Below are 24,474 nucleotides of genomic sequence, written 5' to 3'. Positions count from 1 at the left end.
CATATGGGAACTGCGCAACTGAAGCGCTTTCGTTCAAAATTGCGCAGTTATTTGGGAAACAGATCATGCAGCCGAGTCTTGCTCTTCAGGACGACCAAGAGCATCTGCCGTCGCTTCTGGCAACAGATGCGAAGGAGTTGTCCTATCAGCTTCAGCAGCATCAGGCAAAAATCTTCCCTCCGCTGTCGCAAAAGACCATCAGGACATTCTCGCCGGCGGAAGCTGCAGCCTTCATCGGCATCGGCGAAGGTTATCTCCGGCAGGTGGCTGCCGATGGCCATGGGCCGGATCCGCTGGCAAACGGACGGAGGCTCTATAGCCCAGCGGATATGGATCGGATTCGCCGGGTCCTCGACGAGCGAAACGGCACGCCGAAATATGTGCCGGCCCGCAGGCCGGGAGAAAAGCTTCAGATCGTCTCCGTCATGAATTTCAAAGGCGGCTCGGGCAAGACCACGACCGCAGCGCATCTGGCCCAGTTCATGGCGCTGAGGGGCTACCGGGTGCTTGCCGTCGACCTCGACCCGCAGGCTTCCTTATCCGCCTTGTTCGGCCATCAGCCGGAATTCGACGTTGGAGAGGGCGAAACGATCTACGGCGCGATCCGCTATGAGCAGCCGTGCCCCATCGCCGATATCGTGCGCGCCACCTACACGCCCAATTTGCATCTCATTCCCGGAAATCTCGAGCTGATGGAGTTCGAGCACGAGACGCCGAAGGCGATGTCGTCGGGGAGGGCAGAGACGATGTTCTTTGCCCGTATCGGCGAGGTCCTGACCGAGATCGAAAGCCTCTACGACATCGTCGTCATCGACTGCCCGCCGCAGCTGGGGTTCCTGACGATGTCGGCGCTCTGCGCGGCAACGTCGGTCCTGATTACCGTCCACCCGCAGATGCTGGACGTCATGTCGATGTCGCAGTTCCTGACGATGACCAGCGAACTGATGTCCGTCGTGGAGAAGGCCGGCGGGCGCACCAGCTATGATTGGATGCGCTACCTGGTGACACGTTTCGAGCCGAACGACGGGCCGCAGAGCCAGATGACCGGCTTCATGCGGGCGATCTTCGGCAATCGAATGCTGCACAACGCCATGGTGAAGTCGACGGCGGTCGCCGATGCCGGCGTCACCAAGCAGACACTTTACGAGGTCGAGCGGTCGCAATTCACCCGCGGAACCTATGATCGGGCGCTGGAGTCCCTCAACTTGGTGAACAGCGAGATCGAGGCGCATATTCGCTCCACCTGGGGAAGGAAATAGTCGATGGCGCGCAAGAACCTCATCGAAATCTCTGCTCCGAGTCCGGCCAGGGTGGAAACTGTCGCGCCGCGCGACAATCGTCCGATCGCGGGATTCGTGCCGCAGGAGCGCAGTCCCGCACCTGTCGGCGGCATTACCAAGACGCTCGGCAACATTACCGAAAAAATGGAACGGGCGAGTGAACTGGAACGGCAGCTTGCCGCCGGCCAGACCATCGTCGACCTCGATCCCGGCCTGATTGACGCGTCCTTCATCTGCGACCGATTGGCGATCGATGCGGCCGAGCTCGCACAGCTTGTCGAACAGATCCGCGAGCATGGACAGCAGGTTCCGATCCTTGTGCGCCCGCACCCCGATACTAGGGGACGTTACCAGGTGGCTTACGGCCATCGTCGCCTGGCTGCAGCCAGAGAAATCGGCATCCGGGTGCGCGCGGTCGTCCGCGATCTCACCGACGGTCAGTTGGTCGTCAGCCAGGGACAGGAAAACAGCGCCCGCACCAATCTCTCCTATATCGAGCGCGCGCTTTTCGCGTCACGGCTCGAGGAACGCAGCTTTGGCCGCGATGTCATCATGGCGTCGCTCGGCGTCGATAAGGCGGCGCTGTCGAGAATGCTGATCGTCATACGGCAGGTTCCGCTTGATCTCGTCAACGCCATCGGCGCTGCGCCCGATATCGGCCGCCGGCGGTGGCTGGAACTAGGCGAGCGGCTTGAAGGCGCCGACATCGAGAGGATCATCGCCGAGTTGTCCGCGGACGACGCGCGCAAAATCTCAAGCGACGAGCGGTTTCACCGCGCACTTGTGCTGGCAACCAAGCGGACGTCGGCGCCAAAGCCGGCGATTTCCAAAACTCAGGTCAGCGGCCTGCCAGTGACGATCAAGAAGACAGCATCGGGCGCCACGTTCGTTTTCGACGGCAAGACCGCACCGGGATTCGATCAATTCGTCCAGGAAAGGCTGCAGGGCCTGTTCCAGGAGTTCAACAAGGACAGAGGAGCGTAGCGCGCAAAAGAAAAAGGCCCCCAACGACGCCGTCGTGGAAGCCCTTCTCAGATCTTAAGCACATCGAGAATCGCATTTCCACGAATCACAGTCAAGCGTCTTAGGCACCAAATTGGTGGACGGTTTTCTTTTGCCTGAACGAAGGTGAAGGCAATGGAGAGTGGATATGTGACGACGCCCTTTGGGCGGCGGCCGATGTCGCTTGGCATGCTGGCAAGCCAGCAGCTGGCCGAGAGCATCGAGCCGGGGATGAAACGCAGCAAGTGGAAGCTGTTTCGGGCAATCTGCGAGGCCCGGCCGGCACTCGGCGTGACCGATCGGGCACTGACGGTGCTAGACGCGCTGCTGACCTTCTATCCCGACGACGAGATTTCCGAGGAAAACGGCCTGATCGTCTTTCCCTCAAACGCGCAGCTTTCGCTTCGTGCCCGTGGAATGACACCCGCGACGCTGCGACGGCATCTGGCGGTCCTGGTAGAGGCGGGTCTTATCCTGCGCAAGGACAGCCCGAATGGAAAGCGTTATGCCCGCCGCGACAGGGCAGGGGCGATCGGCGAAGCCTTCGGGTTCAGCATCGCGCCGCTGCTCGCACGCGCGATAGAGATCGAAAGCCTGGCGGCTCAGGTGATTGCCGACCGAGAACTGCTGAGAGTGACCAGGGAGCGCCTGACACTCTGCCGTCGTGATATCTCCAAGCTGATCTCAACGGCGATCGACGATGCGGTTCCAGGCGACTGGGAGCAGATGACGATGATGTTTCGCGCCATCGTCGCCAGGATACCGCGCGTGGCGGGGGTCGAGGAGCTGGCTTCATTGCTCGACGAAATGGGCCTTTTGCGGGACGAAGCAGTCAACCTGCTGGAAAAGCACATCAAAAGACAAAAAATAGACGCCAATGAGTGTCAAGTTGAGCGTCACAAACAGAATTCAAACCCCAACTCCAACTATGAACTTGAACCAAGCTTCGAACCGAAGCAGGACGAAAAGGCAGCGACAAACAACGAGGGCACTACCGAACCGCCGGGTGAGCAAAAGCCGAGGTCGCTCAAGCCGGCGGCTGGAATGGTCGGTAAGGTATCGGGTGCCGCCGCTCCGGTCTCCGGCCCGGGCCTGAAATCCTTCCCGCTTGGCCTCGTTCTCCAGGCCTGCCCTGCCATTCTCGACTATGGGCCGGGCGGCGCGATCGGCAGTTGGCGAGACCTGATGGCGGCCGCCGTCGTCGTGCGCTCGATGCTCGGCGTCAGTCCGTCGGCCTACGAGGAAGCCTGCGCCGGCATGGGACCGGAAAATGCCGCGACCGTAATCGCTTGTATCCTGGAAAGGGGCGGACATATCAATTCGCCCGGTGGTTATCTCCGCGATCTCACCCGAAGGACCGAAAGAGGCGAGTTTGCGATCGGCCCCATGCTGATGGCGCTGGTGCGGGTAAATGGGTCGACGGCAAGGCATGCCGGTTGATGATGCGGGATTTACGTGCGCGAAATGATCTGCTGTCGGCTTCGCGAACACGGCAATGTCCGGCGATGTCGCGTCGCTTGCGTTGCGGGTCGCGCGGAAAGGAGTTCCTCCGCCTCGGAAATGGGATCGAGGCGACATACGCCGGCGCCGTCGGAATGGCGGCGCAACGCAAGTGGCCCCTCCGTGGCGAAGATGGCCGGGTTGCGAAAACGGAGCAGCTTCGTCCCCCGGGCCAACGCCCTTCGCTCACCGCCGGAATTCCCGATGAGCTTGCCGCGTTTGTTGTTCTCGCTCGGGAAGGTCTGGCTCGTCTTGAGCTGCGAGCGCGTCTGCGGAGCACTACGACCAAAAGTCCATGGCCGGCGCATTGGCGGGAAATGCGAAGCCTGTAAGTCTTTCCGCCATTCAAATAGTCGCCGTTCCGGTCGGTCGGGGCATTGGGGTACTGGGAACCGGCGCCGACCATTTGCTGCACCATGGCGGGCGTGTTGACCGTCGCCTGAAAGAAAAACAGTGTCCTGGCGTCGAGATTGCGGTCGCCTCTGGCTTCGTCCCGGAGCCACTGATAGTTGCCGCCCAAGAAGGGTCATGCTCCAGGCGCTATTCGGATAGAGTTGGACGCCGTCGCCGCGGGCGGTTGCGTTGCCGGCAGCCACCGCGTCGACCAGCAGCTTCTTCATCAGCTGATCCGGAGCGAAGGGCGTGCCCTTCTCGATGCCGACAGAGGCAAAGAGACCCAGCAATTCAAAGGTCGAGCATCGAGGTCGGCTCACGTTCGATGACAGTGTGGAGCTCCTCGAAGAAATCGAAGTCGGCTCCGCCCCAAGGCTGGAAGTCTTTGTCGATGCCTTCGGCCCGCGGGCAACGGCGACGTCGCCCCACTTGCTGACGCCATAGTGCCCAGCCCGTTTCCGCGGTGTGGAATTTTCGACTAAAGGCGCCGTGTTTTTATTTCAGGGCGTGCTCGATCCGCTCGATGTTGTGGGTCGGCACGTTGTCGCCGCGCTCGGCCGACTTGATTTCGTCGACCGTCAAGCCAGTCGTGATCGCCAGATCTTCGAGGCTGTAGCCCTTGGCAAGTCGGTCTTCCTGCAGGGCCGCAGCGGTCTCGATATTCCTCGACACGTGATCCATCGTCTTCTCCGAGTTTTTGAAATTGATTCTTGTACGAGGGTTCCATCCCTCGATGGCAGCCGGCGTTCACTTCTGCGGCGTCGCTTCCACAGATGCAAACCCGAGCTGCCGCAGCCGCTCGGTCTTCTCTTCGCGGCGCTGGCGTTCCTCGGCGGCTGATTCCTGCGCGATTGTATTCGTTCGCTCGACCGCGGCCGCGCGTTGGCCGACGGTCAAGGTTCTTTTGATCCTCGATATCATGCTATCCATCTAAGATGAGCTTATCGATAAATGGTGGTCAGTCCCAGATCTCCAATGCATGGCTGCCCTTCGCTCGGCGCGGGGATCCGCCTACTGAAGGGGCCGCGAGCGGTACTGCCTTTCCGGGAGACCGATCCAGCCCTATGATTCAGAGGCACCTGCGTGAAAACCCAGGCAGATTGGAGAGAGCGATGCGGAAGTGTTTAGGCGCGCTAACGGCTGGAGTCTTTCTCCTCCAGCCATGCTTCTTCGCCAACGCACAGGCACCGAATGCGCTGGAGAGGGCCATCGGAGATGCGCAGCCATGCAGGTCGTTGAAGACCAAGGTATCGAGCTTCGGCATCAGTGTAGAGGTAGGCGTCGACAAGCTCGATTCCGTAAAGATCGAAAACCTGCAATTGTCGGTTAATGGCGACACCGCGGAGGCGAGCGCCCGCGGCACGCTTGCTTGCAAGACCTCAGACGAAGCGCTGGTCGAAGGAGGGTTTTCAGCGACTGCTGAGGTTCGTCTGAACATCGACCTGGCGACCTGCAAGGCGACCGAGACCTCCATTGAGATCGTGAAGACCGGTGGCCGGTTCGGCGACATCGTCATGGGGCTGGAGACCGAAATCTCCGGCGCCCTCCGGCGAAGTCTGGAGAAGAACTTGGCAAAGCTTTGCGAAAAGTGACGAGGCTTGCGGCATCGCAGGTGATCTGCAGCGCCTCGATCAAATCACCAACGGGCGCTTGGCGAATGCTCGCGGTCGGATATCGATTCTGACGAGTATCGCCGCAAGCGCAGAGCTTGGCGCGGCTATGTTCGACCACCATTAGCCCAAAAAGGGTCGTGTGGAATAACGCTCAGGTTGATCGCTTAGAAGTTGTGGATCGGTCAAAATCGATCCTCGCGCAGACGAGGATGACATGGGCCGAATATCCGACCACGCGGGCTTGCTAATAGGGAACTCGGTTGCGTTCGATAATACTACTCGGCGGCTTTGCCGCATGGGGTTCTCGTCCGGGAGGACCAATGGTCCGATGATCTCGAAATCGCATGGCATTGCGTGCTGGTCGGTGCCCAGCAGTGCAAGGGACCAATAATTGGGATCTTCTCCGAAGACAGTCGAGACTTGTACAACGGTGAGCTTCCCGTCGAAGTGCTTTGCTGAACGCGCCCAGTAATAGGCTTCCGGAACCAAACTCGCGGTAAACATAACGCTCACTCCCGTTCGAGCGCGGAGGATATCAGAATTGTTATAAATGAACATGCCGCATGGTGCGCCCCCTGCAAACAGGCCATCACCAAGCGACATGGACCGGCGGCATCGTTCTCGACAACGTCCAGATGAACAAGGGCTTCTAGGTCCCGAAAGGCAGCTTCGACGCCGCGAAAGGTCGAAGCTCCAGCACATCGGGAACGGTGAACTCGCGGGGCATCTGGGCCGCTTGCGCGATTGCCAGCTAAAGCTCAACCGAAGCTTACCTCTGTCACTTGGGGCGTAGCGCAGCCGGCAGAAGGGCTTCACCGAAGTCCTGATACGACACCGGCCGAAGGAACCGGTAGATGGCCAGCGTTCCGACCGAGGTCGACCTGCCATCGGCGGTCGCCGGGTAGGGGCCGCCGTGCACCATGGCGGGCGACACTTCGACGCCCGTGCCGAAGCCATTCAGAAGAAGGCGTCCTGCCAACATCTCCAACCTCGGAACGAAACGTCTTGCCGTCTCCTCGTCCTCGGCCGCGACGTGCAGAGCGACTGTGAGCTGCCCTTCCAGTCCGTCTAGGACCTTTTCAAGTTCGGCGACGTCCTTGCATCGGACCACGAGACCCGCCGCCCCGAACACCTCGTCCTGCAGCTCGCGATGTTCGAGGAACGCAGTGGCCGTCGTTTCGAAGAGGGCCGCGGTTCCTTCGAATTCGCCGCCGTGCTTCCCGTTGGCGACGAGCTTCACTTCCGGATGCTTCTCGAGCCGACCAACGCCGTCCCTGAAAGCCTTCGCGATCGACCCGGTCAGCATCGTCTGTGCGGCGACGTCGGGAAGCAGATCGCGCGTCCTCGCGATGAAGGCGTCCAGTCCTTCGTCGTCGACCGCCAGGATCAGGCCGGGGTTCGTGCAGAACTGTCCGGCGCCGAGAGCCAGCGAGCCGACGAAGGATGACGCGATCTCCTCCGCACGCGACGCTAGTGCGGCGGGAAAAAGGATCACCGGGTTGATGCTCGACATTTCGGCGTAGACTGGGATCGGCTGCTTGCGTTCGGAGGCGATCTTCATCAGCGCGGTGCCGCCGCGGCGGGAGCCGGTGAAGCCGACCGCCCGGATGCGAGGATCCGCCACCAGGGCCTGGCCGACTTCGAAGCCGGTGTCGAAGAGGAGCGCGAACGTTCCGGCAGGAAGTCCTGCGTTCGCGACCGCCTTCTGAACTGCGCGCCCGACGATCTCAGACGTCCCCGGATGGGCGGAATGGGCTTTCACGATGACCGGGCAGCCGGCGGCTAGCGCGGAAGCGGTATCGCCCCCGGCGACTGAGAAGGCCAGTGGGAAGTTGGAGGCGCCGAAGACGGCGACGGGGCCGACTGGGATATTGCGCAATCTAAGGTCAGGTTTCGGCACCGGCTTGCGCAATGGATCGCCCGCGTCGAACCGCAGCTCCTGGAACCGACCGCCCCGGACTTCCTTTGCGAACAGCCGAAGTTGTCCAGTGGTTCGCGCGCGCTCGCCGTCGAGCCGTCCCCGAGGAAGGCCCGTTTCCGCCATTGCCCGGACGAAAAGTTCGTCGCCAACGCCGTCGATCTCCTCGGCTATTGCTTCGAGGAATGCCGCGCGCGGTTCCAGGTCGATTTCGCGGTAGACGTCGAAAGCTTCCCATGCGATCCGGGCCGCTTCCTCGACGTCGGCCGCCGAAGCGCCGCCGAACGAGACCGGCAGGGGCTTGCCGGTCGCCGCCTCGATGCCGAAGAACTCCCCTTTGGAGCCGCGCTTTTCAGCGCCCGCGATCAGCAGGCTGCCGGTGATGGTCATGATCGACATCCTCTCGAATCAAAAAGTATTACTTTTCAATGTAGGCTTTGGGAGGCTCGCTTGCCACCCAGAGCGGACCTTTTTCTGAGGAGCGGGAGTGCTTGCCGCCCCCGCTGAGGAAGATCGTTCATCCCAAACCGAAAAAGACCAGTTCCTGGTGGATGCGGGTGGAATTTCTCACCGCAGCTAGACCCTGCGACGCCCGCTTGTCCGCTATCGAGGAAGAGCGCGATCTCGATGAGAGCAGCCTTCAAGATCGGCACCTGTAACGTCAACGGCGTCAGCAGCCGCTTCGAGCCTTACTCACATGCTTGAGGAAGCGTCGATCGACGTCGTCTGCCTCGGAATTTAAGGCGCCGCTGCAAATGTGTCCGCTCAAGGCCATAGAGACGGCGGAATAGCTGCAGTCTGGCAGGGCCTTGCGTTGGTCAGCAAAGTCCCCATGTCAGACAGTACGTCAGCCAGATCGGTCTGCCGGAGATCATCTAAGGGGAGTTTGCATCACGCGATCCATTCTTGCAAAGGCCGTGACCTATAGCACGAATGGCGGCGAAGACGTGATCGAGATTGTCGAGCGCAGTGTTCGAGCGCCGCGCGAGGGCGAAATCCGGATCCACGTCAAAGCCGCCGCCGTCAGCCCCACGGACATCCTCCTCAGAGAGGTGGGAGCGCCTGGCGTCGAAGCGCCGATCACCCCCGGAATGGACGCAGCCGGCGTCGTAGAGGCCGTCGGCCCGAACGTCACTCGGCTCAAGGTGGGGGACGAAGTCATGGCCGCGTTGAATCCCCGCCGTCCCGAAGGTGGCGCCCAGGCTGAATTCGTCGTCGTGCTTGAAGCGTCCGCTGTCCGCAAGCCCAGCAACATAACGCTGGTTCAAGCAGCAACCCTTCCGATGAATGGGATGACCGCACTGTTGGCGCTGGAGCTGGCGTCGATACCGCAAGGGGAAACGCTCGCAGTGTCGGGCGGCGCCGGCCTTCTTGCCCATTACGCGATCGCCGCGGCAAGACGTCAAGGTATCAATGTGATCGCCGACGCCAAACCCGAGGAGCTCGAACTCGTTGACGGGTGCGGCGCGACGACCGTCGTCGAGCGGAGTGGCGACTTCGCCGCCGCTGTGAGAAAGCATGCGCCAGACGGAGTGGACGCCCTGCTCGATACCGCAGTCCTTGGCGAAAAAGCGTTCCCTGCCATAAAGGACGGCGGCGTTTACCTGCCGTTCGCGGGTGGAAAGACGAGCCGTCGCAGAGAGGAATCTACATCAGACCCGTTTGGGTTCGCGAGGTCCTGGAACGAACAGAATTCCTCGAGACCCTACGTCGGATGGTGGAGAGCGGCGAGATCACGCTCCGGGTCGCTGGCGAATTTCCTCCGGAGAAGATCGCTGATGCTCAACGGATGATGGCGGCCGGCGGGGTGCGCGGGCGTCCGGTGATCGTTTTCTGAGGAGACATCCGGTCGAGTTCGGTCGGTCTCCCTATACGCCATCTTCATTCAAAGAGAACCTCGGTGAGAGAGGAATGGCCTCCATCCACCGAAGGTTCCCCTTCGTCTTCTCTCTTACAGTCTGGGCCAGGATGCTCAGTTCCGTGTCGCCAGAGATGCAGCAGTCTCACGATAGGAATGCAATGGTCGACCCAGAATTTTGACCAGGCGGTCGACATCGCCATCTTCCGGGATCATGCCGTCGCTTACGTAGCGCTCGGCCATCAGGCGCATTTCATAGGCCGTCCATGTCGGCATGAACGTCGCCATATTCTGCTCGAAGCCGCTTGGATCATCGCCTCCGTAGACGATGGGACGGCCGAGGACTTCGGTCCAGATCGCGGCGACACCTTCGCCGGTCAACGTGTCCGGACCGACCAGGTTGATTGTTTCCACAGGAAGCTTGCCGGACGCCTGGTCGCGGCGGACGAGTTCGATCGCCGCCACTTCCGCAATGTCGCGGGCATCCACCATCGCCACGCCCTTGCCGCCGATGGGCATGGGATAGACGCCATGATCAAGAACGACGTCCTTGATCATGACTTCGTTGTCGATGAAGTAGCTCGGACGCAGGATCGTAGCGCTGAAGTCCATCTGCTTCAGCATCTGCTCTGCACCGGACTTCACCGCGAAATGCGGGACGTTGACGAAGCGATCAGCATGGATGACGGACAGGTAGACGACGCGTTCGATGCCGGCTTCGCGGGCGAGGTTGAGGGTGATGATGGCCTGCGTGAATTCATCGCCAGTCACCGCATTAAGTAGGAACAGAGTGCGGACGCCCTTGAAGGCGTTACGCAGGGAGGCGAGGTCAAGGATCTCGCCCTGAACAACTTCAACGTCGATCGGAAAGTTCGCCTTGGAGGCGTCGCGGGTTAGGACCCGGACCTTTGCGTTTCGAGAAACGAGCTGTTCGACGACATGGCGGCCGACGCGGCCAGTTGCGCCGATTACGAGTATTGTCATGGAAGTTCTCCGTTGGTTGTTGACAACCCGAATATGAATGGATCACTAATGATCCAATAGGCAGATAATCTGGACACGTCGTCCCACTGGTGGAACATCAATGGATCTTCTCGGTCTCGCCGATTTCGTTCTCGTGGCCCGGCATGGCGGCTTCGGCAAAGCTGCGCGTGCGACGGGGCGTCCGAAAGCGACGCTTTCTCGACGTGTTACGGACCTGGAAGCGAACCTCGGTATGCGCTTGGTTGAGCGTGGCGCTAGGATGCTTATGCTCACGGAGGAGGGGCGGGCGCTCCAGGAGCGTGCCGGAGCGCTTCTGACGGAGCTCGACGAGACGACGACTGCAATCGCGGCAGGGGGCGACAAACCTCGTGGCAGACTAAGGGTCAGTGCGCCGTTGTTGTTCTCACAGACGGCGATCGGTAAGCTCGCCGCCAGCTTCGCTCTGAAGTATCCAGAGGTGAGGGTGGAGGTCACCACTGAGGATCGCGTCGTCGACATGGTCGAGGAAGGGTATGACCTGGTGATCCGCGTCAATCCCGATCCCGACAACACCCTCGTCGGCCGCGTCTTCCTTCGAGACCGTTTGGTTGTGGTTGCACCTGCAAGACTGGAATTTCCAAAGAACGATGCCACGGTTCCAGTAATCGTGCGCGGCCCGCCGGGCGCGATGGATGCGTGGACAATAACGACGGCTGCCGGCGCAGCCTCCATCAATGTCAAACCCATACTCGGTCTCTCGTCTCTGTTGAACGTCCGCGACGCCGTGAGGATGGGCGTCGGAGCAGCCCGACTTCCCATCTCCCTCGTCAGTGACGACATTGCTTCGGGCAAGCTTTTGAAGTGGGGCGACGTGCAAGCATCTGAGATCGGCCTGTGGGCGCTCTATCCCTCAAGGCGCTTGCTCAGCGCGCGGGTGTCTGCGTTCCTTGCCCATCTGAAAGCCGCATTTCCAAATGGCACATCGGATGAGCTTTCAGCTTACATCGACGGATGATCTTGAAGGCACGGGAACCGCTTCCGGCACAGATCGCCGTCCGGGTGGCACATGCGTTCGCAACCCATGCAGAACCGACGGCGTAACCGCACAAAGCTCACTCCCGCTCGGAACTGCGCGAGCAAGGCTTTCCGTTCGAGGCGGTCCCGGCGGTCTGGCAAATACTTGGTGGCAGTTACTAGCTAATTGCGCAATTGTCGGTTCGGAAAAGCAGGGCGCTAACTCCGGTTTCGGAATACCGATGCGGACAGGGATGAGGCGCTCACGCGGATACATCATCGCCCTCATCCCCCGTTTGGAGCCTTTCAATTCAGTCCTGAAAGGCTCCAGTGCGCCGGGCTACTTGGCGACATGCCAAACACCGCCGACGCCATCGCCGGTCATATCTCCAGGCTTCTTGTCTCCAGCGAAGGTGTAAAGCGGCTTTCCTTCGTACGCCCACATCTCCTTGCCGTCGGCCGCCTTGACTAGTGACCATTCACCTTCGGCCTTGGCCTTGGCGGCGGCGTGGAAGGCAGGCCATTTCTTCAAGCAGGCCTCGTCGCAGTTTGATTTGCCCATGGCGTCCTTGTCGAACGTATAGAGTGTCATACCTTTGGCGTTTGCAAGGATCTTACCCATCTTTGTATCAACCATTTTGGCCGGTTCCGCTGCAAAGGCCGAAAAGACGGTTGCAGCCAACAAGCCCATGGAGACGATCAGCGTTTTCATGATTACCTCCAGTTTGGGAGTGCCAGCGGGATGCTGACAGGGTCCGGTATGAGCAAGAAACGCTCCGGCGAGGTGGCGGTTCCGTGATCTGACTGACGGCGATACAGATTTCGATTTGTCTTGTGACCGGCAGCCGGGGCTACCATCTCGATACCCTCGACTGCCGACAGGACGGAGATCGCCGGAGTAATGATTGCGTCGCCGAGGAAGAGCGAGACGCCGACGACGCCCAAGACAAGCACCCATTTGGGGCGACCGGTCAGGTGACCTTGCCCCGTTGAAATAATCCATTTTGAAGTAAGCTCTGGCCCATTGAGAGGACCAGGGAATGAAGCGCAATCGTTTCACAGACGAACAGATTATCGGCATTCTGAAGGAGCACGAGGCAGGCACTCCGGTCGCGGAGCTTTGCCGCAAGCACGGCGTCAGCGATGCCAGTATCTATAAGTGGAAAGCCAAGTTCGGCGGCATGGACGTATCCGAAGCCAAGCGGTTGAAGACGCTGGAGGACGAGAACACGAAGCTGAAGCGGCTCCTGGCGGATGCCATGCTTGACAATGCTGCTTTGAAAGACCTTTTGGGAAAGAAGTGGTGACGCCCGCAGCCAGCGGAACGCTGTCACTCATCTGATGAGCCACCATCAGATGAGTGAACGGCGGGCGTGTAAAGCCATCGGCGTTTGCCGGATGACGATCCGTTATGAAACGAGCCGCAGCGACGATCATGAGCTTCGCGAGCGAATGAAGGCATTGGCGCATGAACGCCGCCGCTTTGGATATCGACGCATTCATGTGCTGCTCCGGCGGGATGGTCACCTCGTGAACCACAAGAGGCTCTTCCGGCTCTATCGGGAAGAGAAGCTGACGGTGCGCAAGCGCGGCGGTCGCAAGCGAGCGATAGGCACGCGAGCGCCGATGCTGGTGCCGATGATGGCCAATGACCGTTGGTCGCTAGACTTCGTGTCGGATCAGTTCACCGATGGGCGCAGGTTGCGGATTCTGACCGTCGTCGATGATTGCACGAGGGAGTGCCTGGCGCTCGTCGCCGATACATCGCTTTCCGGTCTTCGCGTCGCACGGGAGCTTGACCGGATCATCGAGGAGCGCGGCAAGCCGAGGATGATCGTCAGCGACAACGGCAGCGAGTTCACCAGCAACGCGATCCTGCAATGGGCGGACCGGACCAAGGTTGACTGGCATTACATCGCGCCTGGCAAGCCTATCCAGAACGCCTTCATCGAAAGCTTCAACGGGCGGCTGCGAGACGAGTTCTTGAATGAAACTCTGTTCTCGTCGCTTGCTCACGCCCGGTCTGCGCTTTCAAACTGGCGTAGCGATTACAACGATCAACGCCCGCATTCAGGCCTTGGCTGGCTGACACCGGCCGAATTCGCTCAGACACTCAACCCGCGACGTGATGCGGTGCTGCGCAGCCGAAATGGCTCCGCACCGCAACCCGCCGCTACCGAACCAACAACAGCAACCAAAAACCGCTGGAGCGAACTCAAAACTGGATAAAACTTGGGGCAAGGTCACTTCCGGAAGGCGTGAGCGGGCTTGTTCCGATGTCTCAAGAGACGACGCCGAGCGCCGCAAGAACGAGCGCCGGCAGCCCCCGTGCCGGCGCTGATATTCCAGTTCCGGATCTTCAGATCGCATCTGGGAATTGGTCAAATGGAGTGTCCCATTGGCGCATCTCCAGAACGTTACCAACAGTTCATGAAGAGACGGTTCCTAGGAGAATAACCAACAGTTGCGACTGATCAAATATACGGAATTATGTAGCAAGTGCCACCAGAACTGCAAAAGTAAGAATGCTGCCCGCAATCATAGGCCGGGTTCATTGCCGGGCTGTTGAATGGAGTTCCAGAGGGTGGCCGGCGTAAAATCATAGCCCAAGCGGATCCATTGCATTACATCGAACGGGTGCGCGACAATGAGATCCGCACTGCCGATCTCATATCTTAAAGCCTGTAGGGTTCGCTGGCCCGAATGAGTAGTGTTCACCACTTGCGTGTCTACGACAGAAGCGTCCTTGGTTGCAAAATCCCTCAAATTGTCCGTAACAAGAATGTCGGCTTCGGCGCCAAAGGCTGTAGCTAGCACGCCTGCATCCTCTGCGTCAGACATGGCGAAGCGCTCTTCTCCGCCCAAAATAAGATAGGGATCGAGGGAATCTGGCCCATATTTCATGATGTCGATCATGGAGCAGACGTTGACATCGAGCAGCACTCGAACAGGACGATCCATGTATTACTTCCGGTGTGCCGCGGCACGGGCGAGGGCCGTCGCTTCTTCCAACATGTCGATCTCGCTGGACACTTCTTCTGGCCCCCCGAAGCGGTGCTCGGATGCTAGGTCGGTGGTTGCTCTCTCAAGGCGAACTCGCGCCGCCGCTGCCATCATTTCACGGCCAAGCCTGTTGATAGTGTCCTGGTCGTTCTGTGCGTTTAACTCGAGTAGGAAATCACGGACACCCTTGGGTAGCCCAACGAATACTGTGATTGCGCTCGACACCGCATTCGATACGGACCTGTTTTCCATCGAGGCCACCGCCTTCAATTTAACGGCCGTTCTGCCATCGACATTCGCCGAAACTGTAGAGGACATCGCACACTCCTATAGAAATACACCATTCCCATATACCTTCTGAAGCACCCGCATCAAGATACCTATCAAGGAATGTCACATACTCACGCCTCAAGACCCGCTTCGTTGGTCGCAATTGCTCATAATTCCGTGAATATATGTTCGGGCTAAATTTCGCGCCGACTGTTGATCAAGCCGGATCTACGAACAGAACGATTTACCGTGAATCGAATTTGCTCGCCTTATAAGTCCACTCGCTGTGCGCTGTCGGCGGGATCCAATCAACACTAAATCCGGGCAGGTGCTTTCAAGCCTTTTCGAAGGTGCAAAAGGACATTGTGGAGGGGCCGGGCAAAAACAAACGTGGGAAACTTCGGCATGCAATCATACCTTTACAACTAACATGTCAGTCTGCTACGTCTAATCCCAATAATTGGGAGGAAGCATATTGACCCAGAAATTCGGGCTGTCAGTCGCTCTCGCCACGCCGTTCGACATCAATGGCGATATCGCGATCGAAGTCATGATCGCGCAGGCTAAGCGAAGCCTTGCTGCCGGATGTTCGAGCGTAACCCTGTTCGGAACGACGGGCGAGGGCTCCTCCATCGGAACGCAGGAACGGGAACGAGTCCTGGCTCGCTTGCTCGATGCTGGGATAGCAGCAGAGAAGATCGTCGTCGGCGTGCTGGTAGACGCCGCCGAAGATGCGGCGTCGCAGGCAGGTCTTGCTCTTTCCAAGGGGGTCCGCAACATTCTGCTTGCGCCGCCTTCCTACTTCAAGAACGTCAGTGACGACGGGCTCTTCAAGTGGTTTTCGGCGGTATTCGCCATCCTGGGCGACAAGGCGCGAGACATTATCGTCTACAACATTCCCTCGGTCACAATGGTTCCGCTGACCGTATCGCTGATTGGCCGGCTGCGGACCGCCTTTCCCGATATCGTCAGAGGCGTCAAGGATTCTTCCGGCGACTGGCCTTTTACGGAAACGCTATTGAAGGCGCATGGCGATCTTGTCATCCTGGTGGGGGACGAACGCCACCTGGCCAAGGGCGTGCGGCTTGGCGGCCAGGGTGCAATCTCGGGCATGGCGAATTTCGTACCGCGTGAAGTCAAGCTGATGGCGGAGGACGGCAAGGACGATTCCCGCGTCGAAGATTTCGTGGCCGAACTGCTGAAATTTCCGGTGACCGCTGCCGTGAAGGTCATGGTCGCTCACCTCAGCTCGGATGATATATGGCTTGCAGTTCGTCCACCCCTCGTTTCAATATCCGCTGAAGGGCAGGCGGAACTCGCTCTTGCGTTCGATTCTCTTTTCCGCTCGAAGGCGGCATAGGTCAGGGATGTTTCTGGGAGAGGCGATGGACGGCACAGACGAGCAGCCGACACTGCGGGAAAAGGCGTATGAGAGTTTCACGCGCCACCTGCTTGCGCGTGACGTGCGCCCCGGCCAGTTCGTTTCGCAGCGCCGCCTCGTCGAGTTGACGGGACTGACGCTCGGTGCCATCCGCGAACTCATCCCCAGGCTTGAAGCTGAAGGGCTGATCAAGACCGTGCCGCAGCGGGGGTTGCAGATCGCTCACATCGATCTCAATCTCATCCGCGAGGCATTCCAGCTGCGCGTGTTCCTGGAGAAGGAAGCCGTGGCGCTTTTCACCCGCTCTGCGTCCGACGAGACGATCGCCGGGCTTTTGAAGCAGCATCGGGATATTGCCGACGCCATTCGAAGCGGCGATGGTTCGCACGAATTGGAAGTGCACGCGCAGGCTGTCGACTGGGGCATGCACGACGCCTTTATCGATGCTTTGGGAAATACCATCATTTCGAATGCCTACCGCGTGAACTCGATCAAGATGCGCCTGATCAGCCAGGACCGGTTTCGCATCGAGGGCCACGTCGGGCCTGTCATGGGCGAGCATCTGAAGGTGCTCGAGGCAATAGAACGACGATCGGCGGAGGACGCCGTCAACAGCCTTGTCGCACACATCAATCACGCGAGAGATCGTGCGCTCAGGATATAATCGGAAATAAACAGCCGGCGGTGAGGAGATCGCCGGCAAAAGGAGGAGGAATCACATGTCATCGTTTTTGAATCCGACGAGACGCGGCTTTCTGGCAGGTACGGCGGCTTTTGGGGCCAGCGGCATGCTCGGCATACGCTCGGCATTTGCTGCCGTTGACTGGAAGCGCTTCGCCGGCACCAAGCTCGAAGTCAACCTGGTCAAGAGCCCGCGCAGCGAAATACTGTTGAAGTACCTGCCCGAATTCGAGGAACTCACCGGCATCAAGGTCAATGCCGAAGCGACGCCCGAACAACAACAGCGCCAGAAGACGACGATCGAGCTCAGCTCCGGCAAGCCGAGCTTCGACGTCGTACACATGAGCTATCACGTGCAGAAGCGGCAGTTCGAAAAGGGCGGCTGGCTTGCCGATATCGGCGGCTTCCTCAAGGATCCTGCGCTGACCGACCCATCCCTGACCGAGGGTGATTTCGCCGAAGCCGGCCTCGCCTTCGCCAAGGATGCCGAGGGCGTTCTGCGTTCTCTCCCCTTCTCGGTCGATTACTGGATCATCTACTGGAACAAGGCGCTGTTCGAGAAGAAGGGGCTTTCCTACCCGACGACCTTCGAAGAGCTGGCAAGTGCGGCCGAAGCACTCACCGATCCGTCGACCAACACCTACGGCTTCGTCGCTCGCGGCCTCAAGAACGCCAATACGCCGGTCTGGACGTCGCTGTTGCTCGGTTACGGTTCGAGCCCGCTCGGCCCTGATGGCAAGCTGCGCACGACTTCGCCGGAAGCGATCGACGCCGCCAAGCTTTACCAGAAGCTGATGACCAAGACCGCCCCTCCAGGCGTCTCCGGCTTCAACTGGGCCGAGGCTCAGTCGGCCTTCCTGCAGGGCAAGATCGGCATGTGGCTCGACGGCGTCGGCTTTGCGCCGCCGATCGAGAACCCGGAAAAATCGCGCGTCGTCGGCCAGGTGGGTTACGGCATCATGCCGAAAGGCCCGAAGGCACAGGCTGCGGGAACCTTCGGCGACGGGCTTGGCGTCGTCGCGGCCAGCCAGAAGAAGGAAGCCGCCTACCTCTTCTGCCAATGGGCGATTTCGCATGACATGGGCGCCCGCCTGCTGCAGGCCGGTGCCGGCGTTCCTTTCCGCCAGTCCGTCCTGGAGGATGCGAAGGTCCGCGAAGGCGTCAAGATGCCGGGCGCATGGCTGGATGCCGTCGTCGGTTCCGGCAAGATCTCGCAGCTCGCGCTGCCGGTCATCATTCCGGTTACCGAGTTCCGCGACATCTATGGCGTCGGTCTCACCAATATGATTGGCGGCGCCGATCCGGAAGCCGAACTCAAGGCCGCAACGGCCCAGTTCGAACCGGTCCTGGCGAAAAGCGAGGGATGATGGCCTCGGCAAGCATCGAAACGGCCGCCGCCGCCAAGGCCGCCTCGAAGGGAAGGAGCAACGCGGGTCGCGTTGCTCCCAATTATTGGCCCTTTGTGATCCCGGCGCTGATCGTCATTGCGGCGGTCATCGTTTTTCCATGGGTGTTTACGCTTTGGATGAGCGTCAACAGCTGGACGCTCGGCCAGTCCCAGGTCTTCGCCGGGCTGGACAATTATGCGCGCCTGGCCGTCGACATGCGCTTCTGGGAGTCGCTGTGGCATACGGTGCTTTACACGACGCTCTCCGTGGTGGCTCCCCTGTTTCTGGGGACACTCGCCGCGCTGATATTCGATACGCAATTTCCGCTGCGCGGCCTTCTGCGCGGCATATTCGTGATGCCGATGATGGCGACACCGGTCGCCATCGCCCTCGTCTGGACCATGATGTTCCACCCGCAGCTCGGCGTCCTCAATTATCTTCTTTCCTTCATCGGCATCGGCCCGCAGGAGTGGATCTATAATCAGAGCAGCGTCATCCCGTCGCTGGTGCTGGTCGAGACCTGGCAATGGACGCCGCTGATCATGCTGATCGTGCTCGGCGGCCTGGCGGCGGTTCCGCGCGAACCCTATGAAAGTGCCGAAATCGATGGCGCCAATGTCTGGCAGAAATTCCGCTATCTGACGCTGCCGATGATCGCGCCATTCCTGATGATCGCCGTGATTATCCGCAGCATCGATGCGGTGAAGAGTTTCGACATCATCTATGCCATGACCCAGGGTGGCCCGGGCACGGCCTCGGAAACGATCAATATCTATCTCTATAACACTGCCTTCGCCTACTACGATATCGGTTACGGCTCGGCCATGGCGGTGGTCTTCTTCGTGCTCATCGTCCTGCTCTCCTTCGTCCTTCTGATGCTCCGGCAGCGCGCCAACTGGTCCGACGGGGAGGCACGCTGATGAAGCGCAAGACACTCGATCGCATCGGACTACTGTTTATTGCCCTTGTGATGATCTCGCCGGTCGTCCTGTTCTTCCTCTGGATGATCTCGCTGTCGTTGAAATACGAGATCGACAACGGCGCCTATCCGCCGATCTTCATTCCGGAGCGTTTCGCCTGGACCAACTACCTGAAGGTCTTTGAGGAGAACAACTTCTTTCTCTATCTCTGGAATTCGGTGCTGGTGACGGGTGCCGCGACGCTTCTGGCGCTCTTGATCGGCGTGCCTGCCGGCTACGGTATCGCACGCCTGAAGGCGGAGAAGTCGGCGATGGTCATCATGATCGCGCGCATGACGCCCGGCCTTTCCTTTTTGATCCCGCTCTTCCTGCTGTTCCAGTGGCTGAACCTGCTCGGCACGCTGATGCCGCAGATCATCATCCATCTCGTCGTCACCGTGCCGATCGTCGTCTGGATCATGATCGGCTATTTCGAGACGACGCCGATGGAGCTGGAAGAGGCTGCAAGCATCGACGGTGCGACGCCCTGGCAGATTTTCCGCCTGGTCGCCTTGCCGATCGCCAAGCCCGGCATTGTCGTCGCCTTCATCCTGTCGGTCATCTTCTCCTGGAACAACTTCGTCTTCGGCATCGTGCTCGCCAGCCGCGAGACGCGTACGCTTCCGGTTGCAGTCTACAACATGCTCTCATTCGAACAGGTGAGCTGGGGCCCGCTTGCGGCGGCGGCGTTGATCGTCACCTTGCCGGTGCTGATATTGACGGTGTTTGCGCAACGGCAGATCGTGGCGGGGCTGACGGCCGGAGCCGTCAAGTGAGCAGGTGAGACGACCGCCGTGACGAATTCTTCTGCCTTCGACCCGCCGGCTGGCCCGCCGCGCAGCGTTTTATGTGTCGGCGCGGCGGTGCTGGACACGCTGTTTCGGGTGCGCTCGTTACCGGCCGGTCAGGGCAAAATTCTGCCCTACGATATGCTGCAGGTCGCCGAAGGCATGGCGTCAAGCGCGGCCTTTGCGATCGCCCGGCTGGGCGGCAATGCCAGCCTCTGGGGCGCGGTCGGCGACGATGTCACCGGCGACCGCATCATTGCCGACCTCGGCAATAGCGGCATAGATACCAGCGGCATGGTCCGTGTGGCAGGTGCCCGCTCGGCTGTCTCGACGATCCTTGTCGATGATCAAGGCGAGCGCTTGATTGTGCCGTTCTACGATGCGGCCCTGCACGAGATGGTCAAGCCGGTCACAAAGCAGGACGCTTCCGATTTCGATGCGGTGCTGGTCGACGTTCGCTGGCCGAGGCTTGCACTGCGGACGGTGTCGGCCGCCGGAGAAGCGGGCAAACCGGCCATTCTCGATGGCGACGTTGCAGGCGAGGGCGTCATCGAGATGCTGGCACCGGCTGCCAGCCACATCGTGTTCTCGCAGCCGGCCGCCGAGCGCCTTACCGGAACGGCGGAGCCGGCGATGGCCGTCGGTCTTCTCAAGCGAAAGTTCGAGCATGCCTTCATCAGCGTTACTGCAGGCGAAAACGGATCCTTCTGGTTCGATGAGCCAACCGGCGAAATCTTCCATCTTGCCGCTCCGAAGGTGACGGCCGTCGATACGCTTGCGGCAGGCGATATCTTCCATGGTGCTTTCGCTCTGGCGATCGCAGAAGGTCTGCCGATCGCCGAGACGATGCGCCTCTCGTCCATGGCGGCGGCGCTCAAATGCCAGGTGTTCGGCGGCCGTATCGGCGCGCCCAGCAGAGCCGAGGTTTGCAATGCCCTTGAAGGGTGGAGCGGTCGGGAACAATCTTGCGGGCAGGCAGATCGAACAAGCGATCCGCCCGCGCCATGAAATTCGTCAGCTTTTGACCGAACCCGCGGTCATGCCCGCCAGGAAATAGCGCTGAGCAACCAGGTAAAGCACCAGGAGGGGAAGGGAACCCAGCACGCTCATTGCCATCATTTCATTCCATTCGAAAGCGTGCTGGCCCATCAGCAGCTGGATGCCGATCGGAACGGTTCTGAGGTCCATCGATTTTGTCAGCGTCAGTGCGAAGAGGAATTCGTTCCACGCAAGCAGAAACGTGTAGACCGCGGTGGCGACGATCCCGGGGATGGAGACGGGAACAATGACACGCCAAAGCGCCGTCCAGCTCGAACCGCCATCGACAAGGACGGCCTCGTCCAATTCCTTCGGCAAGGTATTGAGGTAGCCCGTCATCAGCAGAACGGCGTAGGGCAGTGTGAAGACCATGTAGGTGAGGATCAGCGCGAGATACGTATCGAAAATCTTGAAGGCGACCACCATGCCGAAATAGGGAATGAGAAGGGTGATCGGCGGAACGGTCTGCGTGCTGATGATGAAGATGTTCAAGGTGTTCTTGAAGCGGAATGAATAGCGGCTGAAGCCGTAGGCGGTCAGGATGGCGACGACCAGGGTAAGGCAAGTGACGACGCCGGCGACGAAGTAGCTGTTGATGAAGAACCGCACCTTCACCGGATCGTTGAAGATCGTCAAATAGGCGGCCACCGTGAAATCCTGCGGCAACAGCCGCGGCGGAAGAGCGAAGATTTCCGTGTTCGATTTCAGCGAGCTGAAGAACATCCAGACGATCGGGAAGGTCGAAAAGATGAGGCCGACCGCCAGCCCGAGATAGGTCAGGATGGTCGGCAGCGCCGAGCTCTTGAAGGATCGCTTTGCCATGCCGCTCACCTGCGCTGCTGGTGTTTGATGTAGAAGTAGGTGACGCTCATCGAAATGATGAGGATGATCATTGCACTCGCCGAAGCCAGAGAAAATTCATATTGGGAGAAGGCGAGTTTGTAGGTGAAGGTGGAAAGCACTTCCGTCGAATAGATCGGACCGCCGCCCGTCGTCATCCAGACGAGCGGAAAAACCTGCATCGTCCAGATGAAGTCGAGCAGCGCGATGCTGATGATGATCGGCATCAGTTGCGGAATGGTGATGTACCAGAATTTTTCCAGTTCGTTGGCGCCGTCGATGCCGGCTGCCTCGTAAAGCTCCTTCGAAATGCCCTGGAGGCCGGCAAGCAGGCTGACCATGTAAAGCGGATAACCCGCCCAGATATTTGCGAAGGTCAAAGCGTGAATGGCGGTGTGGGTCGAGGAAAACCACTCGACCTTGAAGTTGATGATATGCAGTGCCATCAGCACGCTGTTGACGACGCCGTTCGGGTCAAGCAGCAAACGCCAAATGATGGCGATGATGACGGCGGTAAACAGCCAGGGCAGGATGAAGAGCACACGCAGGATGCTGCGAATAAGCGGATCGACGCGATTGGTGTTCAAGAGCAGCGCGAAGGCCAAGCCGATGATGAAATGGAAGACGACGCTCATGATCGTGAAATAAAGCGTCTGCACCACCGACTGCCAGAAGATCGGATTTTCGAAGATGGTCAGATAGTTCTGCACCCCCGCGAACGCACCGTCCTTCTTCATGATGGCGCCGTCCATCAATGAATATTTGAAGACCATCACCATGGGGAACAGCATCAGCAGAACCAGCAGCAGGGTCGCCGGCGACACGTAGAAATACGGCACCAGCTTCCTTAAGGTGCTGTAGCGAAGTCTTCTTTTCCCTCGCGCTTTGGCTTGCGCAGCGACCAGAGCCGGAGCGGAATGATTCATGAGCTGTGACTTCCCATTCTGCCGAGATTTTGACGACTTGCACCGGCAGCGCCAGGTCGCGCTACCGGTGATCTCGTGAAGGCGACGCGCTTAGAACTTGGCGAGCCAAGCCTTCTCGGTATTGGCAGCCGCGTCCTTGGCCGACTGGCCACCGTCGAACATCTTCTGAACTTCGACATTCATGTCGCGCATCAGCTCTTCGGCCACAGGAAGGCCGACGAATTCATTGGCAGGATAGCCGCTCTGGAAAATTTTGAAAGCTTCGGCGAAGATCGGGTCCGATGCCACGAAGTCCGGTTTGGCATGGACGTTGCCGGGGAAGGCGTTGGCAATCGACACCAAGCGGCCGTTGACGTCTGGGCTCATCAGATATTCCACAAGTTTCCAGGCTTCCTCCTTGTGCTTGCTGCCCTCGCTGATGCCGATGCCCCAGGATGCATAGGGCATGCCGCGTTTGCCGGTGTAGCCGTCGGTGGCCGGCAAGGCTGAGATGTCGAACTTGAGCTTCGGATTGCGTTCGCGGATGAGGTTCACATGGGCGAGGGAATCGACCATCATGCCGACACGGCCGTTGACGAATTCCTCGACCTTGTCCTGTTCCTTCTTGGCAAAAATGCCGGGAGAAATAACGCCTTCCTTGTTGAGGGAAGTGAGATAGTCGAGCGTGCCGACGACGGCGTCATTTTCGAGGTCAGGCTTGCCGTCCTTCAGCATCGAGGAGCCGGAGGCCCAGACCCAGGACATCACGTCGTTCTGGATTCCGCTCGGAGACTGCAGCGATAGCGGCAAAACCCAGCCATATTGGTTCTTCGAGCCGTCGGTCATCTTTTTTGCGGCTTCGGCGAATTCGGTGCGCGTCGTCGGCAGCTTGTCGACGCCCGATGCCTTGGCGATATCGAGGTTGACAAAGACCGGGTAGACGAAGGATGCCAGCGGGAACATCACGCTCTTGCCGTCGACCTTGACGATATCGGTGATCTGGCTCTTGTCGTATTTCGCCTTCTCCATCAGTTCGTCCATGGAGGCGATTGCACCCTGCTTGGCCAGCCCGTTGACCCAGGCGCCATCAAGGCCGACGACGTCGCTGAGGGTCCCGGAGGCGGCGCCGACGACGATCTGGTCGCGCGTCGTGGCATAGGGACCGCTGACCAGGGTCACCTTGATACCGGGATTTGCCGCTTCGAAATCGTTCATGATGCCGCGGAGCGCACCGGAGGGCATTTCCGGTTCCCACCATTGAATGAATTCGATGGTGGTGTCGGCAAACGCCGATGTAGCGCATAGCGCCCACACAGCGACGGCAGCCCGCATTGTCACGCCGAACTTTCTGATATTCATCTGTGCCTCCCATAGATTCAGTTATCGATCCTCCTCAAGACCGTAGGTAAAGTAGGTTCCGTGAGGCACCCGTATGTCAATGAAGAACTGCGAATCGGAAAAAAGGAGTCGTCTCCGCAGGCAACACGATCCAAGCTAAATTGCTGATAAATAACCATAATATTTGGGTTTCTCTTTGAGATTTTTTCGCAGCATTTGTGTTGCTTGTGATGCATTTTTTCTTTACTTTCGTAAACAAATGAAAGTTTGCCCAATGAACCGAAAGGCCGCGCACCCCACGTCTTCCCTGCAAATTTTCCAAGTAGGGCTTGAAACAAGGGC

The 24,474-nt window shown here is 59.4% G+C and carries 23 protein-coding genes and 3 pseudogenes; 13 read left to right on the top strand and 13 right to left on the bottom strand.

The genetic code is table 11. The annotated features are described in order from the left end of the window. Window positions 1-65 precede the first annotated feature (65 nt). The 3 genes from repA to repC all read left to right on the top strand — a co-directional run bounded on the left by repA (window position 66) and on the right by repC (window position 3,722). The gene (gene repA / locus RLEG4DRAFT_RS62165) at window positions 66-1,259 is read left to right on the top strand and encodes a plasmid partitioning protein RepA (protein WP_003576073.1); all 1,194 of its coding nucleotides are present in this window, start codon (window positions 66-68) and stop codon (window positions 1,257-1,259) included. 3 nt (window positions 1,260-1,262) lie between these two features. Continuing rightward, window positions 1,263-2,264 carry a plasmid partitioning protein RepB gene (repB, locus tag RLEG4DRAFT_RS62160; protein ID WP_003576075.1) on the top strand — a complete coding sequence of 334 codons (1,002 nt, stop codon included), beginning with the start codon at window positions 1,263-1,265 and terminating at the stop codon, window positions 2,262-2,264. Between the two features lie 153 nt (window positions 2,265-2,417). Next, entirely contained in the window at window positions 2,418-3,722 is a 1,305-nt protein-coding gene (gene repC, locus RLEG4DRAFT_RS62155; protein WP_003576076.1) for a plasmid replication protein RepC, read from the top strand. Between the two features lie 11 nt (window positions 3,723-3,733). Here repC and RLEG4DRAFT_RS62150 read toward each other — a convergent pair whose 3' ends face one another. The 3 genes from RLEG4DRAFT_RS62150 to RLEG4DRAFT_RS62140 all read right to left on the bottom strand — a co-directional run bounded on the left by RLEG4DRAFT_RS62150 (window position 3,734) and on the right by RLEG4DRAFT_RS62140 (window position 5,072). Further along, complete coding sequence (locus RLEG4DRAFT_RS62150) at window positions 3,734-4,402, bottom strand: hypothetical protein (RefSeq protein WP_125869619.1); 669 nt, start codon at window positions 4,400-4,402, stop codon at window positions 3,734-3,736. 268 nt (window positions 4,403-4,670) lie between these two features. Next, on the bottom strand, window positions 4,671-4,856 hold the full coding sequence (locus RLEG4DRAFT_RS62145; protein WP_003576077.1) for a helix-turn-helix domain-containing protein: 186 nt from the start codon (window positions 4,854-4,856) through the stop codon (window positions 4,671-4,673). 66 nt (window positions 4,857-4,922) lie between these two features. Beyond that, window positions 4,923-5,072, bottom strand: coding sequence for a hypothetical protein (locus RLEG4DRAFT_RS62140; RefSeq protein WP_171898175.1), 150 nt, complete (start codon window positions 5,070-5,072; stop codon window positions 4,923-4,925). Between the two features lie 215 nt (window positions 5,073-5,287). Between RLEG4DRAFT_RS62140 and RLEG4DRAFT_RS62135 the strand changes: the two genes are divergently transcribed. Next, on the top strand, window positions 5,288-5,767 hold the full coding sequence (locus RLEG4DRAFT_RS62135; RefSeq protein WP_003576080.1) for a hypothetical protein: 480 nt from the start codon (window positions 5,288-5,290) through the stop codon (window positions 5,765-5,767). A 306-nt stretch (window positions 5,768-6,073) separates the two neighbouring features. Here RLEG4DRAFT_RS62135 and RLEG4DRAFT_RS62130 read toward each other — a convergent pair. Further along, window positions 6,074-6,292, bottom strand: a pseudogene (locus RLEG4DRAFT_RS62130) (hypothetical protein); the annotation flags it as partial. Window positions 6,293-6,566: 274 nt separating this feature from the next. After that, window positions 6,567-8,096, bottom strand: a complete 1,530-nt coding sequence (locus RLEG4DRAFT_RS62125) for an aldehyde dehydrogenase (NADP(+)) (RefSeq protein WP_003576085.1) — start codon at window positions 8,094-8,096, stop codon at window positions 6,567-6,569. Window positions 8,097-8,653: 557 nt separating this feature from the next. Between RLEG4DRAFT_RS62125 and RLEG4DRAFT_RS62120 the strand changes: the two genes are divergently transcribed. Beyond that, on the top strand, window positions 8,654-9,499 hold the full coding sequence (locus tag RLEG4DRAFT_RS62120; protein ID WP_210161322.1) for a quinone oxidoreductase family protein: 846 nt from the start codon (window positions 8,654-8,656) through the stop codon (window positions 9,497-9,499). Window positions 9,500-9,678: 179 nt separating this feature from the next. On the opposite strand, the gene RLEG4DRAFT_RS62115 is transcribed toward RLEG4DRAFT_RS62120, so the two are convergent. Further along, window positions 9,679-10,548, bottom strand: a complete 870-nt coding sequence (locus RLEG4DRAFT_RS62115; RefSeq protein WP_003576089.1) for an SDR family oxidoreductase — start codon at window positions 10,546-10,548, stop codon at window positions 9,679-9,681. A gap of 100 nt (window positions 10,549-10,648) precedes the next feature. On the opposite strand from RLEG4DRAFT_RS62115, the gene RLEG4DRAFT_RS62110 reads away from it, so the two are divergent. Continuing rightward, a complete protein-coding gene (locus tag RLEG4DRAFT_RS62110) occupies window positions 10,649-11,542 on the top strand; it encodes a LysR family transcriptional regulator (RefSeq protein WP_003576090.1) in 894 nt (297 codons plus the stop codon). A gap of 339 nt (window positions 11,543-11,881) precedes the next feature. Here the strand turns inward: RLEG4DRAFT_RS62110 and RLEG4DRAFT_RS62105 are convergent, their stop codons facing one another. Further along, window positions 11,882-12,253: a COG4315 family predicted lipoprotein gene (locus tag RLEG4DRAFT_RS62105; RefSeq protein ID WP_003576092.1), complete on the bottom strand. Its 372-nt coding sequence runs from the start codon at window positions 12,251-12,253 to the stop codon at window positions 11,882-11,884. A 134-nt stretch (window positions 12,254-12,387) separates the two neighbouring features. After that, a pseudogene (locus tag RLEG4DRAFT_RS62100) lies at window positions 12,388-12,525 on the bottom strand (KUP/HAK/KT family potassium transporter); the annotation flags it as partial. A 56-nt stretch (window positions 12,526-12,581) separates the two neighbouring features. Here RLEG4DRAFT_RS62100 and RLEG4DRAFT_RS62095 point away from each other — a divergent pair. After that, window positions 12,582-13,770: pseudogene (locus RLEG4DRAFT_RS62095) on the top strand (IS3 family transposase). Between the two features lie 309 nt (window positions 13,771-14,079). On the opposite strand, the gene RLEG4DRAFT_RS62090 reads toward RLEG4DRAFT_RS62095, so the two are convergent. Further along, window positions 14,080-14,502, bottom strand: coding sequence for a hypothetical protein (locus RLEG4DRAFT_RS62090; RefSeq protein WP_003576097.1), 423 nt, complete (start codon window positions 14,500-14,502; stop codon window positions 14,080-14,082). Between the two features lie 3 nt (window positions 14,503-14,505). Next, window positions 14,506-14,862, bottom strand: a complete 357-nt coding sequence (locus RLEG4DRAFT_RS62085; RefSeq protein WP_003576098.1) for a hypothetical protein — start codon at window positions 14,860-14,862, stop codon at window positions 14,506-14,508. Window positions 14,863-15,289: 427 nt separating this feature from the next. Between RLEG4DRAFT_RS62085 and RLEG4DRAFT_RS62080 the strand changes: the two genes are divergently transcribed. The 6 genes from RLEG4DRAFT_RS62080 to RLEG4DRAFT_RS62055 are packed head-to-tail and all read left to right on the top strand — an operon-like array spanning window position 15,290 to window position 21,019. Continuing rightward, window positions 15,290-16,174 carry a dihydrodipicolinate synthase family protein gene (locus RLEG4DRAFT_RS62080; protein ID WP_003576100.1) on the top strand — a complete coding sequence of 295 codons (885 nt, stop codon included), beginning with the start codon at window positions 15,290-15,292 and terminating at the stop codon, window positions 16,172-16,174. Between the two features lie 7 nt (window positions 16,175-16,181). Beyond that, on the top strand, window positions 16,182-16,859 hold the full coding sequence (locus tag RLEG4DRAFT_RS62075) for a GntR family transcriptional regulator (RefSeq protein ID WP_171898183.1): 678 nt from the start codon (window positions 16,182-16,184) through the stop codon (window positions 16,857-16,859). A 55-nt stretch (window positions 16,860-16,914) separates the two neighbouring features. Then, window positions 16,915-18,243 (top strand): ABC transporter substrate-binding protein, encoded by a 1,329-nt coding sequence (locus tag RLEG4DRAFT_RS62070; protein ID WP_003576102.1) that lies wholly within the window; start codon window positions 16,915-16,917, stop codon window positions 18,241-18,243. Next, window positions 18,243-19,184, top strand: a complete 942-nt coding sequence (locus RLEG4DRAFT_RS62065; protein WP_003576105.1) for a carbohydrate ABC transporter permease — start codon at window positions 18,243-18,245, stop codon at window positions 19,182-19,184. Before RLEG4DRAFT_RS62070 ends, RLEG4DRAFT_RS62065 begins: the two co-directional genes overlap by 1 nt. Next, the gene (locus tag RLEG4DRAFT_RS62060) at window positions 19,184-19,999 is read left to right on the top strand and encodes a carbohydrate ABC transporter permease (RefSeq protein ID WP_003576107.1); all 816 of its coding nucleotides are present in this window, start codon (window positions 19,184-19,186) and stop codon (window positions 19,997-19,999) included. The genes RLEG4DRAFT_RS62065 and RLEG4DRAFT_RS62060 overlap by 1 nt, the downstream gene beginning before the upstream one ends. Before the next feature lie 18 nt (window positions 20,000-20,017). After that, a complete protein-coding gene (locus RLEG4DRAFT_RS62055; protein WP_003576109.1) occupies window positions 20,018-21,019 on the top strand; it encodes a sugar kinase in 1,002 nt (333 codons plus the stop codon). Window positions 21,020-21,025: 6 nt separating this feature from the next. Here RLEG4DRAFT_RS62055 and RLEG4DRAFT_RS62050 read toward each other — a convergent pair whose 3' ends face one another. The 3 genes from RLEG4DRAFT_RS62050 to RLEG4DRAFT_RS62040 form a co-directional block, all read right to left on the bottom strand. Further along, window positions 21,026-21,871, bottom strand: a complete 846-nt coding sequence (locus RLEG4DRAFT_RS62050; RefSeq protein WP_003576110.1) for a carbohydrate ABC transporter permease — start codon at window positions 21,869-21,871, stop codon at window positions 21,026-21,028. Window positions 21,872-21,876: 5 nt separating this feature from the next. Beyond that, a complete protein-coding gene (locus tag RLEG4DRAFT_RS62045) occupies window positions 21,877-22,815 on the bottom strand; it encodes a carbohydrate ABC transporter permease (RefSeq protein WP_003576112.1) in 939 nt (312 codons plus the stop codon). Between the two features lie 90 nt (window positions 22,816-22,905). Continuing rightward, complete coding sequence (locus tag RLEG4DRAFT_RS62040; protein ID WP_003576113.1) at window positions 22,906-24,153, bottom strand: ABC transporter substrate-binding protein; 1,248 nt, start codon at window positions 24,151-24,153, stop codon at window positions 22,906-22,908. Window positions 24,154-24,474 lie beyond the last annotated feature (321 nt).

The sequence above is a fragment of the Rhizobium leguminosarum bv. trifolii WSM2297 genome (assembly GCF_000271845.1).
Note: the sequence above shows the minus strand (reverse complement) of the source record. Positions and strands in the feature narration are given on the sequence as shown.